The organism is Sphingomonas sp. PL20 (genome assembly GCF_017875905.1).
Taxonomy (GTDB): domain Bacteria; phylum Pseudomonadota; class Alphaproteobacteria; order Sphingomonadales; family Sphingomonadaceae; genus Sphingomonas; species Sphingomonas echinoides.
The window spans coordinates 1265859-1279926 of record NZ_JAGINH010000002.1 but is presented as its reverse complement, the minus strand read 5'-3'; the positions used below and the strand labels follow the sequence as shown (position 1 = coordinate 1279926).

The 14068-nt window shown below is 66.0% G+C and carries 10 protein-coding genes and 1 pseudogene; 1 reads left to right on the top strand and 10 read right to left on the bottom strand.

Annotated features, from left to right (window positions below):
- Positions 1-47 precede the first annotated feature (47 nt).
- Positions 48-614: a hypothetical protein gene (locus tag H4W01_RS06060; protein WP_209610301.1), complete on the top strand. Its 567-nt coding sequence runs from the start codon at positions 48-50 to the stop codon at positions 612-614.
- Here the strand turns inward: H4W01_RS06060 and H4W01_RS06055 are convergent.
- The 10 genes and pseudogenes from H4W01_RS06055 to H4W01_RS06010 form a co-directional block, all read right to left on the bottom strand.
- A complete protein-coding gene (locus H4W01_RS06055; protein ID WP_209610300.1) occupies positions 611-2824 on the bottom strand; it encodes a spermidine synthase in 2214 nt (737 codons plus the stop codon). The genes H4W01_RS06060 and H4W01_RS06055 overlap by 4 nt on opposite strands.
- The gene (locus tag H4W01_RS06050; RefSeq protein ID WP_209610299.1) at positions 2824-3351 is read right to left on the bottom strand and encodes a GNAT family N-acetyltransferase; all 528 of its coding nucleotides are present in this window, start codon (positions 3349-3351) and stop codon (positions 2824-2826) included. The genes H4W01_RS06055 and H4W01_RS06050 overlap by 1 nt, the downstream gene beginning before the upstream one ends.
- Complete coding sequence (locus tag H4W01_RS06045) at positions 3348-3893, bottom strand: GNAT family N-acetyltransferase (protein ID WP_209610298.1); 546 nt, start codon at positions 3891-3893, stop codon at positions 3348-3350. Before H4W01_RS06045 ends, H4W01_RS06050 begins: the two co-directional genes overlap by 4 nt.
- Positions 3890-4882, bottom strand: a complete 993-nt coding sequence (gene hemB / locus H4W01_RS06040; protein WP_209610297.1) for a porphobilinogen synthase — start codon at positions 4880-4882, stop codon at positions 3890-3892. Before hemB ends, H4W01_RS06045 begins: the two co-directional genes overlap by 4 nt.
- A 48-nt stretch (positions 4883-4930) precedes the next feature.
- Positions 4931-6319, bottom strand: a complete 1389-nt coding sequence (locus H4W01_RS06035; protein ID WP_334685172.1) for an MATE family efflux transporter — start codon at positions 6317-6319, stop codon at positions 4931-4933.
- 262 nt (positions 6320-6581) lie between these two features.
- The gene (locus H4W01_RS06030; RefSeq protein ID WP_209610295.1) at positions 6582-9599 is read right to left on the bottom strand and encodes a valine--tRNA ligase; all 3018 of its coding nucleotides are present in this window, start codon (positions 9597-9599) and stop codon (positions 6582-6584) included.
- Between the two features lie 49 nt (positions 9600-9648).
- Positions 9649-10940 (bottom strand): annotated as a pseudogene (locus H4W01_RS06025) (carbohydrate porin).
- A 238-nt stretch (positions 10941-11178) separates the two neighbouring features.
- Positions 11179-11811 carry a ParB-like protein gene (locus H4W01_RS06020; RefSeq protein WP_209610294.1) on the bottom strand — a complete coding sequence of 211 codons (633 nt, stop codon included), beginning with the start codon at positions 11809-11811 and terminating at the stop codon, positions 11179-11181.
- Entirely contained in the window at positions 11808-13427 is a 1620-nt protein-coding gene (locus tag H4W01_RS06015; protein ID WP_209610293.1) for a SulP family inorganic anion transporter, read from the bottom strand. Before H4W01_RS06015 ends, H4W01_RS06020 begins: the two co-directional genes overlap by 4 nt.
- 72 nt (positions 13428-13499) lie before the next feature.
- On the bottom strand, positions 13500-14063 hold the full coding sequence (locus H4W01_RS06010) for a DUF4337 domain-containing protein (protein WP_010408459.1): 564 nt from the start codon (positions 14061-14063) through the stop codon (positions 13500-13502).
- Positions 14064-14068 lie beyond the last annotated feature (5 nt).

Below are 14068 nucleotides of genomic sequence, written 5' to 3'. Positions count from 1 at the left end.
GGAGACGCGCTGTTAGCGGCGTCTTTTAAGAGATGCAAGTGCGTTGCGTGACCTTTCTCATCGGCATAGAGCAATTCGTGATGACGCCCCCCACCCCGCCCGCCCGCCGCGCCCGCCTTGCGCTGGTGTTTGTCCTGACGATCGCGCCGTCGCTGGCGGGGTGCGCCGCGCAAACCTCGACCCGCTATCCCTCGCTGCTGCCGCGCGCGATCGAATCGCGCAGCGATGCCGAGCCCGACGTCGTCATTCCCGTGACCGAGGCGGACCCGGCCACCGACCTGGCCTTGGCGGATCTGCGCAAAACGCTCGACAAAACCACGGCGGCGTTCGCGCCCGCCGCTGAAACCGCCGAGCGTTTGGCCACTGCGGCGCAAGGCGACAGAGTCGGCGGGGAACGCTGGATTGCCGCGCAGACCGCCTTGGCGGCGCTGGATGGCTATCGCGCGACCACCTCGTCGACGCTGACCGACATCGATTCGATGGCGATCGCGCGCGCCGCCGATGGCAAACCCGATTATCCCGCCATCGCTAGCCTGCACAATGCGGCGCAAGCGGCCTTCGAAGCGCAGAGCGCGCGAATCGCCGCGATCGCCGCGCGCCTGCCGGACGCCTAGCGCCCCGCCTTCAGCAGCGGCAGGATCGTCGAATAATCGTCGGTCCACGGCGCAAAGCCCGGCCGCAGCTTGACCGGCTCCCACGCCGAATCGCGGGATTTCAGCGTCTGGATCACCGCCGGATCCCGCGACAGCGCGATCCATTGCGACATCGTCGCCGCATCGCGATTGGTGGCCCCTGGACGATAGAAAAGCTGTGCGCTGTGCCAGCCACCGCCCCGCGCTGCCGCCGCGACGACTGGTTCCAAATCGAGGAAGCGATTCGAAATGTGGACGAGCAGCACGCCGCGCGGGGCCAGCACCCGGGCGTAGCTGGCGAATGCCTCGCGCGTCATCAAGTGCATCGGCACCGAATCCGACGAAAACGCATCAAGCGCCAGCAGGTCGAGCGAGGTGGGACGCGCTCTATCGAGATTGAGCCGCGCATCGCCCAGCACGATCGTCGGATGCGGCAGGCAAAGCGAAAGAAACGTGAACTGCCCAGTGTCGCGCGCGATCCGCACCACCGCAGGGTCGATTTCGTAAAAACGCCACGCCTGCCCCGCCGCAGCATAGCAAGCGAGCGTGCCTGCCCCCAACCCGACGACGCCGACACGCGCATGCGCTCCATATAGCGTCGGCAGCGCCTGCATCGCGCGACCCACGCCCGATCCCGCGACATAATAAGCGGTCGGCGTCCGCTCACGCGCGGGCGAGCCCAGCAACTGCGTCCCATGGACGGTCGTGCCATGGGCCAACTGGCGCTGGGTCGCCATGGAGTGAACGGTATAGACCCCGAAATAACTCCGCGTGCGCGCGTGTGGCTCGAGCGAGATCTGCACCGCGCGGTATCCGCCAAACGCGATCAACGCGCCAAGCACGGCCAGCGCGAACGCCCAGCGCGCGCCGATCGCCACCAGCCCGATCGCAACCATCGCCAGCAACGCCGCTTGCTGCAGCGGGCCCGGCCCGTCAGCCGGCCCCGGGTTAGCGAGGATCAGCACGACCAGCGCCAGCACGGCAAGGGCCACCACGCCGGTAAGGACATGGCGGCGCTGCGCGCTCCGGTGCCACAAGACCCCGAGCGGCCCCAGCAGCGGATGCTGTGGCACCAAGAGCGCAGCGGCTAACACCAGGATCGGATATTCATACGTCCAGTCGAAGACGATTGGCGCGATCACAGCCGCGAACAGCCCGCCGAGCGCACCGCCCACCGCCATCGCCAGATAGAATCCCGTCAGCCGGTCCGGCTCTGGTCGAAGGCGGTACAGGGCGGTGTTGAGCGCGACGGACCCCAGAAACAGCAGCGCCAGCGCCATGATCGCGCCGAGATATGGCATCCCCCCCATCCCGCCGACGAGGATACCCCCAAATAACAGGATCGCGACCGGCGCGATCCGCGTTTGCATGTCCGCCGTCGTGCGGTCGGTCGCGAAGGCGACGGTGAAACTCAGCAGATACAGGCCAAGCGGCACCACCCACAGCAACGGCATCGCGACGATGTCGGTCGAGATATAGGTGGAGGTGGCAAGCATCAGCCCCGACGCCACGAAGGCCAGCGCGATCCAGTGCGCGACGCGACCCCGCGTGGGCGGCGCGGATTGCGGCGATGGCTCCGCCAACCCGACTGCGCCCGATCCGGCTTTCGGCAAGGTGGCGGCGCATAAGGCAACCAGCAACCCGACCACGATATAGCCGCTGCTCCACAGGACACGTTGCCCGACCAGCGCCATGCCGGGCTCCACCATCAACGGATAGGCGATCAGGCCCGCAAAGCTCCCGAAATTGGATGCGGCGTACAGCGCATAGGGATTCTCGCCGTCACGTGACAGGCTGAACCAGCGTTGCAACAACGGCGCCTGGGCCGAAATCGCGAAAAACAGCGGGCCGATCGACAGCGTCAGCAGCCACGGCACCCATAATGTCGGCAGCGCGGTCGGCCCCGGCTGCAGGGCGATGAGGCCGATCGGCAGCCACAATCCGGCAAGCAACAGCACGCCAAGATGCGTCATTCCCTGCGCGCGCTGGCTCAGGCGTCCCAGCCAATGCGCATAGCCATATCCGGCGAGCAGCAACGCCTGATAGACCAGCATCGCCGAGTTCCACACGGCCGGCGCACCGCCAAGCCGCGGCAACGCCATGCGCGCGACCATCGGCTGGACCAGGAACAGCAGAAACGACCCGGCGAAGATCGTCAACACGAACAGCGGGCGCGCCAGACGCGAAGCCATCAGGCGGGGCGGACGATGCGATAAAGAATATGCTGCTTAAGCGGGCTGCCGTCCGGCACCGCCGGGTGATCAAAATCGGCAGCAGGGTCGCGGGTCATGCCGAGTCGCTCCATCAAGTTCCAACTGCGGTGGTTGGCGGGTACCGTGATCGCGGTAATGCGCGGGATGTCGAGCGTCGCCCAGCCCCAGGCCAGGCTCGCCTCGGCGGCTTCGCGCGCATAGCCCTGCCCCCACGCCTCGCGGCGCAAGCGCCAGCCGATCTCGATCTCGCCTTCGAGAAAGTCATATCCCTTTTGCAGGCCGCAAAAGCCGAGAAAAGCGGCGTCGCTTTTGCGTTCGATCGCCCAGAAGCAGCAGCCCGCTTCGGCCTGCCGCGCGATGCAGCGTTCATAGCCTGCGCGCGCCTGATCGAGCGTCATCAAAGGGCCGAGATAGCGCATGACCTCTTCGTCCTGCCCCATCGCATGGAACGGCGCGACATCGGCTTCGCGCCAGCCGCGCAGGATCAGGCGCGGCGTCTCGATCATGTGGCGGGCCGGTCGATCACATAGACCACGCTGTCGCGCAGCCGGTCGCCCTCGGGGTAGCTGGGATGCTCGTAATCCAGCGTTGGTTCGGCGCGCATGCCGATGCGCTCCATCACGCGCTGGCTCTTGAGGTTGACCCGCGCGGTCACCGCGACGATGCGCGGGTCGGCGCGATGGGCCCAGGCCCAGTCGAGCACCGCCCCGGCGGCCTCGCTCGCATAGCCCTGCCCCCAATGCGCCGAGCCGAACATCCAGCCGATTTCGAGCTCTCCCGCAAGCGGGCGGCCGGGGTCGCTCGGCTTCAATCCGCAAAAGCCGACGGGGACGCGATCGGCGCGGCTCTCGACGATCCAAAAGCCAAGGCCCTCGGCCTGATAGGATTGGTGCCGCGCGATCGTCGCGTCGGAAGCGGCGGCGTCCCGCACCGGGCCGAGATCGGCCATCACCAGCGGATCGCCGAACCAGCCGTGCAGCACCGCGCGGTCGTCCGGCGTGCGCACGCGCAACCGCAGCCGCCCGGTCTCGACGACGCCCTCGATCACGCGCCCAGCAACCGCGCCGCCAGCGCCGCATGATAGGTGAGCACGCCCGAACAGCCCGCGCGCTTGAACGCCATCAACGTTTCCAGCACCATCGGGTCGCGCTCGGCGGCACCCGCTGCGACGGCGGCCTCGATCATCGCATATTCGCCGCTGACCTGATAGGCGAACACCGGCACCTCGAACGCCGATTTCACCCGCGCGACGATGTCGAGATAGGGCAGACCGGGCTTGACCATCACGCTGTCCGCACCCTCGGCCAGGTCGAGCGCGACTTCACGCAGCGCTTCCTCGGCATTGGCCGAATCCATCTGATAGGTCTTCTTGTCGCCCTTCAGCAGCCCGCGACTGCCGACCGCATCGCGGAACGGGCCGTAGAACGCGCTGGCGTACTTCGCGGCATAGGACATGATCTGGACATTGTGGTGCCCGCCTTGCTCCAGCGCTTCGCGGATCGCGCCGATGCGGCCGTCCATCATGTCGGAAGGCGCGATGATGTCCGATCCGGCTTCGGCCTGGTTGAGCGCCTGCGCGACCAGCGCCTCCGCCGTGATGTCGTTGACGACATAGCCGGCTTCGTCGACCAGCCCGTCATGGCCGTGCGTGGTATAAGGGTCGAGCGCGACGTCGGTGAGCACGCCGATTTCGGGCACGGCATCCTTCAGCGCGCGGATCGCGCGGCACATCAGATTGTCGGGGTTGAGCGCCTCGCGCCCGTCATCGGTGCGCAAATGCCCGGGCGTATTGGGGAACAGCGCCAGGCACGGAATGCCGAGATCGCGCGCCTCGCGTCCGCGCGCGACGATGCCATCGACCGACCAGCGCGACACGCCGGGGAGCGAGGGAATCGGCTCTTCCACGCCCTGCCCTTCCGCAATGAACAGCGGCCAGATCAGATCGGCCGGGGTGAGCACGGTCTCGGCATAGAGACGGCGGCTCCACGCGCTGGCGCGGGTACGGCGAAGGCGGAGAGCGGGGTATTGTGCGGTCATGCCCCGCTTTCTGGAACCGCCCGCGCGCATGCGCAAGCGAGTCGGTGATCAGCCGACCGGATGTTGCGCGCCGATCGGTTCTGCGGCGGCGGCTTCCGCCGGGGCGGCAGCGGCGCTGGCCGGGGTTTCGGCCGGAACGACCAGCCGCTGTTTGCGCCAGCCACCGTAGCGATAATAAAGCGACGACATCACCAAGGTGGCGACCGAGCCGAGCGGGAAGCTCCACCACAGCGAGTCCGCGCCGAGGCTGTCCTTGAACGCCAGCGCGAAACCGAGCCGCACCGGGTACATGGCGATGATCAGCATCACCAGCGGGGCCCATACCGCGCCGTTTGCGCGCACCGCCGAGAATAGCACCATCGTCATGCCGAAGACGATGAAGTTCCAGCTCGCCAGCACCTGGATGTGGCGCGCGATCGGCAAGGCCGGGCTGTCGCCACCGAGGAACACCGCCATCACCGGGCGATCGAACAGGATCACCGCGACGACCATGGTCGAGGTGAGCAAGGCGCTGAACAGGAGGCCGGAACGGGTGATGCGATCGACCCGATCCCACAGCCCGGCACCGATATTCTGCGCGACCATGCTGCTGACCGCCGCGCCGACCGCGAGCGCGGGCATCTGGATATAGCCCCATAATTGCATCGACACGCCGTACGCCGCGCTGGTGTCGACGCCGTAGCGGTTGACCAGCCCCGTCATCGTCAGCGCGGCGAAGGACACCACCAGCATCTGCGCGCCCATCGGCAGCCCCTTGGCAACGATCGTGCGGATCAAGGCGGGCGACGGAATCAGCCAGGTCAGTTCATGCCCGCGCAGCCGGATCGGCAAATCGCGCAGATAGATATAGGCCAGCAGCCCGAGCGCGGCGACATGCGCGGAGATGAGCGTAGCGGTGGCGGAACCGGCAATGCCCATCGCCGGCATGCCGTACCAGCCGCGGATGAAGACGGGGTTGAGCCCGCTGTCAAGCACGACGCTCAGCACGGTGAACCATAACGGCGTAATCGAATCGCCCACGCCGCGCAGCGCCATGCCGAGCAGCACCAGCAGCATGGTCGCCGGGAGCCCGAGGAAGATGACGCGCAGATAGGCGAGCGCCAGCGGCATCGCGCTCGACGGCGTGGCGAGCACCTTCAGGATTTCGGGCGTGAAGATCCAGCCGAGCACCGCGATCACCACCGCCGCGCTCATCACCAGCCCCATTGACGCACCAAACGCGCGCCGCGCGCCCTCGATATCGCGGCGGCCGATGCTCTGGCCGATCAGGATGGTCGAGGCCATGCCGAAGCCGAACACCGCCGCGAACATCAGGAACATGATGGTGTTGGCATTGGCGGTCGCCGCCACCGCGCCCTCGCCCAGGAAGCGGCCGACCCAGATCGTGTTGATCGAGCCGTTGAGCGACTGGAGGATATTCGCGCCGAGCGTCGGCAACGCGAAGGCGAGCAGCGTCCGGCCGATCGGGCCGGAGGTGAGATCGTGCTTGCCGCCCCTGCCCCGTGCCGGAGGCGCTGCCGCTAAGGCTCCCCTCCCGCTTGCGGGAGGGGTTGCCTCAATTCCTCCCCTCCCGCTTGCGGGAGGGGCTGCCCCTATTACTCCCCTCCCGCTTGCGGGAGGGGCTGGGGGAGGGCTTGTACGATCGCTCATCCTACGCCCATGCCCTCCCCTAACCCCTCCCGCAAGCGGGAGGGGAATTTTATCCCAGCCGCGCCAGTGCCGCGCTCAGCCGCTCGGCTTCGGCGGCCTTTTCGGCATGATCGGCCCGCGCCTTTTCGACCGCTTCGGGCTTGGCGCGCTCGACAAAGCTGGGGTTGCCCAGCCGCCCGGCGAGCGCATCGCGTTCCTTGGCTGCCGCTTCGATCCCCTTGGTCAGGCGCGCGCGCTCGGCATCGAGATCGATCACGCCTTCGAGGGGTATGACGAAGGTGGCTTCGTCGATCACGATTTGCAGTGCCGCACCAGATGGCGGTGCCTGCACATAGCTATCCTGCAAACGGGCCAATCGCCGCAGCGCCGTGTAGAAGACATTAATCCGCTTCTGTGTGGTCTCGTTTGCGTCCCGCACATAGGCGGTCAGCATCGTACCGGGAGAAATGCCAAGTTCGTTCTTCGCAGCACGGACGTCGCTTACCACTCGGATAAGCCAGTCGATGTCGGCACTCGCCTCCGGATCGATCGAGCGCGCGTCCGCCATCGGCCATTTGGCGACGATCAGATCGTTCTCGCGCGGGCCCATGGCGTGCCACAGTTCCTCGGTGATGAACGGCATGAACGGGTGCAGCAGCACGAGGATCTGGTCGATCACCCAGCCGGCGACGGCGCGGGTTTCATCGGCTTCCAAACTCCCCTCCCGCTCGCGGGAGGGGTTGGGGGAGGGCAGGTCAGAGGTCAGTGCGCTGTCGGCGACAGCCCCTCCCCCAGCCCCTCCCGCAAGCGGGAGGGGAGACAAGACCGGCTTGATCAGTTCCAGATACCAGTCGCAGAAGCGGCTCCACACGAACTGATAGACCGCGTTCGCCGCGCCATCGAAGCGCAGATCGGCGAGCGCGAGGTCTACCGCCTGAACGGTCGAGATCGTCTCGGCGATGATCCATTTGTTGACCGCGAGCGTGGCCTCCGGCGCATCGAGCGTCTTGCTCGCGCCGATGCCGTTCGATTGCGCGAAGCGGCAGGCGTTCCACAGCTTGGTGGCGAAGTTGCGATAGCCCTCGACGCGCTTCTCATCCATCTTGATGTCGCGGCCCTGGCTTTCCATCGCCGCCATGAAGAAGCGCAACGCGTCCGCGCCATATGTGTCGATCAGCCCGAGCGGGTTGACGACATTGCCCTTGGACTTGGACATCTTCGCGCCATCCGCCGCGCGGACGAGGCCGTGCAAATAGAGCTTCTTGAACGGCACATCGCCCATGAAGTGGATGCCCTGCATCATCATCCGCGCATCCCAGAAGAACAGGATGTCGAAGCCCGAGATGAGCACGTCATTGGGGTAGCGACCGCCCAAAGTCTCCCTCTCCCCTTCAGGGGAGAGGGTCGGGGAGAGGGGCTGTCCTGGAACATCGAGCGAGCCGCCTGTTGCAGCGTCCCCCTCTCCCCGACCCTCTCCCCGCGAGCGGGGAGAGGGAGAAGAAGAGTCGGGCCAGCCCATCGTCGCGAACGGCCACAAAGCCGAGGAGAACCACGTGTCGAGGACGTCCATGTCTTGCCAAAGATACAATACATAGTCTGTGTCGACCTTTTCGCGCATCATCGCTTCAGCGAAGCTGCTCGCGAACTCGATTTTATCGTAGCGATAAAACGCACGAGCTTGAGCCAACACCTCCGCAGCATCTTCTGCGACAAACACTGGTCCCTCCGCCGACGGAGTTATCAGTGACTTTTCATAAAGCGGTCTACCTTGCTCGATCGTCGGCCCAAACCAAGCCGGTATCCGATGCCCCCACCAAAGCTGGCGGGAGACGCACCAAGGCTGGATGTTCTCCATCCAGTTGAAAAACGTCTTTTCCCACGTCTTGGGCACGATCTGGATCGCGCCACTGCGCACCGCCTCGATCGCGGGTTTCGCCAAGGTCGCGGCGTCGACATACCATTGGTCGGTCAGCCACGGCTCGATCACCACCCCCGAACGATCGCCATAAGGCGTCTGGATCGTGCGCGGTTCGGCGTCGTGTTCCACGCCGTCCTTGTCGATGTGCGGGATCAGGAAGCCGTCGGCCTTCAACTGCGCGACCACGGCCTTGCGCGCCTCGGCGGTGGTGAGGCCGAGATACGTGCCGGGGATCAGCCCGTCCGCCACCTGCACGACCTGCGCCTTGGCATCGAGCATGTTGAGCATTGCGCCCGCCGCGATGCCAGCCCGCTTGCCGACCTCGAAATCGTTGAAATCATGCCCCGGCGTGATCTTCACCGCGCCCGAGCCAAGCTCGGGATCGGCATGGTCGTCGGTGATGATCGGGATCAGGCGGCCCGTGATCGGCAGCTTCACATGCTTGCCGACAAGGTGCGTGTAGCGTTCGTCCGCCGCATTCACCGCGACCGCCATATCGGCGAGCATCGTCTCGGGCCGCGTGGTCGCGACTTCGATGAAGCCCGATCCATCCGCCAGCGGATAGCGCAAATGCCAGAAGCTGCCCTTGATCTCGCGCGTCTCGACCTCGAGGTCGCTGATCGCGGTGCCGAGGCCGGGGTCCCAGTTCACCAGCCGCTTGTCGCGGTAGATCAGGCCCTCCTTGTGCAGATCGACGAACACCTTGAGGACGGCCTTGGAAAAGCCCTCGTCCATGGTGAAGCGCTCATTCTTCCAATCCATCGAACAGCCGAGGCGGCGGAGCTGCTGGGTGATTTCCCCGCCGCTCTCTTCCTTCCATTCCCACACTTTGGCGACGAACGCTTCGCGCGTGTAATCGGTGCGCTTCTGCTGGCGCTCCGCCATCTGCCGCTCCACCACCATTTGCGTGGCGATGCCGGCATGGTCGGTGCCGACCACCCACAAGGCATCCTTGCCCTGCAAGCGGGCGTGGCGCGCGAGGATATCCTGCAGCGTGTTATCAAGCGCATGGCCGATATGGAGCGACCCCGTCACGTTGGGGGGCGGGTTGACGATGGTCCACGGCTCGGCACCGGGACGATCCGGGCGGAACTGGCCCGTGCTTTCCCAATGCGCATACCAGCGCTGTTCGATTTCGGCGGGGTCGAAGGTTTTTGGAAGCTCGCTCATAGCGTCTGGCTTTAGCCGCGACGCCGCAAAAGAAAAGGGCGGCCCGCCCTCAAAACTGCCCGTGCAAGCGGATCGCAAAGGCACTGATCGGCCCGCGATCCCGGTTATAGCCAGGGTTGCCGATCACCTGATAATCGGCAGTGATCGAGACAGGCCCGATCGGCACCCACGAATAATAGACTTCGCCAATCGCTTCGGCACCCGGATGCGGCAATTTCCCATCGCCGACCAGCACCCCGACGCCACCGGCATCAAGATAACGCTGATGCGTAGCCGAGATGCCGTTGACGACAGCGGCGATGCCGACCGTGTCCCCGCCCCGCCCCCACGACGCGCCCTTGATCGAAACGCCGGCCGAGGCGGTGCGGTCGACATCGGTGAAGTCATAGGGCTCGATCTGCCCGTCCGCGATCCCTGCGCGCGCAAACACGCCGACCGATGCCGTTACCGCTTGCTCCAGATTGACCGACGCGCCGATCCGCGTCCGCCAATCGCGCACCGGCGCGGTGTCGGGAGCCGCACCCGTCTTTGCAGCAAGCGCCAGCGCATCGTCAAAACGCCCGAACCGCCCATGATTGCGGAAGACGGTGACGCGGACAGCACCGTCGCGCGCCCCGATCTTGTGGCGATGCTCGATTTCGCCATCCAGTTGAAACTGGCTGAAATCGCGTTCCAGCGTCTCGCCATTGGAAATTTGGAGAGGTTGAACAGCCCACCCCGCACCGTCCACGGCCCCCGATACCATTCGACCGCCGCACCCGTACTATAGCCCCAGGCGTCGGCGGCATAATCGAAGCTGCCGGCATCGACGAGCGTCCAGTTGATGAAATCGGCGCGCGGATCATGCGCGTAGCGGTTGGTATCGAACACATCGCCGACCCCGAACTTGCCGAGCGTCACCACCACCCGGTCGGCCGTCCGCCGGGCGGCGAACTGATTGAGCGTCGCGGTCGCATCGTCGCGCGCGCCACCGAGATTGATCGTCTGGCGGAAGAACAGCCGCTGCAGCCGGAAATAGGGATTGCTCTTGCCAACCTTATACGCCTCCGCACTGGGGAAACCCGCGACGCCCAGCGTGTTGGACAGGCCAAAGCCCTGGTCCATTTCCGGATTGATCCACACCTCGCCGCCTTGCCACGGGCGCACCCCGGCATAGAGCGTCGCGTCGACCGTTTCCTTGATCTGGTGCGGCGTCAGGCTGTTCTGCCCCGCATAAGGCGAGCTAAAGCCCGGCGTGCCTTGCGCGGTGAGGGTGAACTGGCCGTGGACGGCGAAAATGTCGGACAGCGATGGGGCCGAGGCCGCGGTGATCGACTCCGCAGCTGGTGTGGTCTGCGCCATCGCCGGTGCCGTAATGCCAGCCAGAAGAGCCAGGAGGTAGATGCGCATCGGCGACTCCGAATTCACGCGCCAGCGCCGGTACGCCCAAACGGTGTGCGTACACCTATCCGGCACCGGAAGCGGACGATCTGTCTTTTAACAATGTCCCGCCAACCGCCCGGCTTCGGATTCGGCGGCGCAACATCGCCACGCCCCCTAATCGCCCGGGCGCACCGAAGCTAGCCGGAAACGGCACGCTTCATACGTGATGCGCAAGGTCCGGGTCGACACCGCACCAGCCCGGCATGAACCGCGCCTCATGCGACCGCGCATAGCCCAATGCCTTGTCGAGCGCCTTGTCGAAATTCTTTTCGACCGTCGTTTGCTTGATCAGACGGCGCAGATAATCCGCCCAGATGAATTCGCTGAACGGCGTGGTTTCCTTGGCATAGCCGCCCGCCTGGCGCACCGCACCCGCCAGCGAGCGGAACGGATCATCGGCAAGGTCGCGAATGCGTTTGGGGATATCGTCATAGCCGCGACGCTGGCCCTGCTCGTCAAACGGGTGCAGCCAGCCGCGATTGTCGAGGAACACCCAAAAGGCATCCTGGCTGAGCGGCCGCAGGTCGGCGATCACGGTGGTCAGCACCTCCTCCTGCCCCTCTTCGACCAGCGCACGCGCAAGGTGATGGTGGTCGATCACATAGGATTTGCCCTTGGGGCCGAGCACCACCGGGATCATGTGCCGCCCAAGATACTTGCCGGCATCGTCGCGCTGCCCGCGCCATTCCGCGCGTTTGCGCTCGACTTCGCGCAAGCCGACCGTCATCTGCGTCGGGCGCAGCGCGTCGAGGTGTATGGGAAGAAGCATCGGCTCGCGGCTGGTTCTCATACCGTTGTCTCCTGTGAAAAAGGGCGTGTCGCTGAATCGACCGCGTCGGCGACGCTGCGTGCGCTGCGCCCGGCCAGCTCCACCAAGGCCGGGCCGCTCGCATTGAGCAAATCGCGCACCGGATCCTTCAGCCGTGCCAGCACCAATGTGCGCCCGGCTGCCCCCAAGCGGATCGACGCTTCGCTCAGAACATCGACTGCCGTGCTGTCCAAATCGCTGCTTTCCTCCAGGCTGAGGATCACCGTGTGCGCATCCTGCGCCACTGCGCGCCGTTCGACCAGCGCCATGATTCGCTCGGCATTGGCGAAAAACAAGGGTTCGCCGGGGCGCAGCACCAGCACATCGGCTTGCACCAAAGCCTCCGGGTGGCGCGACAGATCGACGAAATCACGCCCCGTGCCGAGCCGCCCGAGCTGCGCGATTTCGGGCGATGCCAGCCGGTGGATGATCGCCAGTACCGACAACCCCACCGCCAGCAACATGCCGTACAAAACGCCCAGCACCAGCACACCCAGCGCCGCCGCGCTCGCCACATATTGGTCGCGGTCGATCCGCCACAGCCGCCGCAAGGGCGACGGGTCGAGCGCGTGGAGCAAAGCTGAAACCACCACTGCGGCCAACACTGGCATCGGCACGCGCGCAATCAGCCCCAGCGCCAGCGCCATCAACGCCATCAGAACGCCGCCCGCGATCAGGCTGGCGCGCCGCGTCGCCGCCCCGGCGCTGTCATTGGCAGACGCGGCGGAAAACCCCGCCCCCACCACTTGCCCGCCCACCGCTGCGGCGGCGAGATTGGCAACACCGATCGCCACCAGCTCGCGATTGGGGTCGACACTTTCCCCGCGGTTGAGCGCGAGCGAGCGCATCGTGCCCCAGGATTCCACAAACACGATCAACGCCAGCGGCATGGCGGCCGAGGCGAGCGCCACCCAATGCGCGTGATCGAGCTGCGGCAAGCGCGGCGCGGCAAAGGTCAAGTCGATCGCGCCGACCAGGGGCACATGCCATGCCCGAAGATCGACGAGCGACGCCAGGAGCGTACCCAGCGCCAGCAAGACCAGCGCACTCGGCACCATGGGCCAGCGCCGCAGCAGCAACGCCACCGCGAGCGCCCCCGCCCCGATCGCGAGGCTGGCACCGTTCCACCCCGGGATATGGGCGACCGTCACGGCCAGTTGCGACAGCACGTTGCCATCGCCCGGTGCGACCCCGGTGGTGGCGATAAACTGGCGCAGCACGATGCTCGCCGCCAGCCCGATCGCAAAGCCGCGCAGCACGGGCCGCGAAACGAACGCCGCGACAAAACCAAGCCGCAGCGCCCCCGCGACGAGAAACAACAGCCCCACCAGCCCGACCATCACCACCGCCGCCAGCAACCGCTGCGATGGGTCGACTATGGCAAGCGATGCCGTCGCCGCAGCGAGCGTCGCGGCCGATGCCGAGGTCGGCGCAACAATGGCGACGCGACTGCGCCCAACCAGCGCATAAGCGGCAATCCCGGCCAACGCCGCGACCAGCGCCTGGCCCGGTGGAAAACCGGCAATGCCGCCATAAGCGATCGCCTCGGGCAGCAGCAACGCTGCCACCGACACGCCCGCGACGCTGTCCCGTCTCATTCCATCCCGATCCATCAATCGCCCCTTACACGCGCAGGAGCTACGGTCGAGGTTGGGCGGGTTCGCCGCGCGTCAAATCCACGCAACCACGCTCAGCACAACGCCCAGCACCGCCGACGCGCCTGCGCCCCACAACAGCCAGCGCCGCTGAGTCAACGCGCTGATCGAAGCAAGCGCGATCGCGATCTGGATGAAGGTCATTGCGATGGCGAGCTTGGTATGGGGCGAAAGCGCGCGCCGCGACTCCGCATCCGCCTCTTCGGATTTGCGATCAAGCTCTTCCGCCGTAGCGCGCAGTTCCCGGGCACGTTCGGCATATTTGCGCGAATCCGCCGCCGCGGCGCTGGCCGAAGCGGGCGCGATCTTGGCCACGCTATCGGCCAAATGCCGCTTGATATCCTCCGCCTGATAATAGGCCCAGCTATCCGATGCCCGCGCCTTCATCAGCACGGCTTCATTCTTGTAATAGAGTGCGTCGTTCTGGGTGTGACCGCCGAGAAAACTGACGATCGCGCCGAGCGTCGCCAGCACCGCCGAAAAGAGCGCGATCTTCTGGCTGAGCGGTTCGCGGTGGTGGGCGCGCTCCTCGATTTCCTCTTCATGCGCGCCGCGGATTTCAAAACCTTCTTCCGGCATCCTCT

Coding starts and splice junctions, on each gene's coding strand:
- H4W01_RS06055 (WP_209610300.1), bottom strand. CDS start 2,824: ATGGCTTCGCGTCTGGCGCGCCCGCTGTTCGTGTTGACGATCTTCGCC.
- H4W01_RS06050 (WP_209610299.1), bottom strand. CDS start 3,351: ATGATCGAGACGCCGCGCCTGATCCTGCGCGGCTGGCGCGAAGCCGAT.
- hemB (WP_209610297.1), bottom strand. CDS start 4,882: ATGACCGCACAATACCCCGCTCTCCGCCTTCGCCGTACCCGCGCCAGC.
- H4W01_RS06030 (WP_209610295.1), bottom strand. CDS start 9,599: ATGAGCGAGCTTCCAAAAACCTTCGACCCCGCCGAAATCGAACAGCGC.
- H4W01_RS06020 (WP_209610294.1), bottom strand. CDS start 11,811: ATGAGAACCAGCCGCGAGCCGATGCTTCTTCCCATACACCTCGACGCG.
- H4W01_RS06015 (WP_209610293.1), bottom strand. CDS start 13,427: ATGAGACGGGACAGCGTCGCGGGCGTGTCGGTGGCAGCGTTGCTGCTG.
- H4W01_RS06010 (WP_010408459.1), bottom strand. CDS start 14,063: ATGCCGGAAGAAGGTTTTGAAATCCGCGGCGCGCATGAAGAGGAAATC.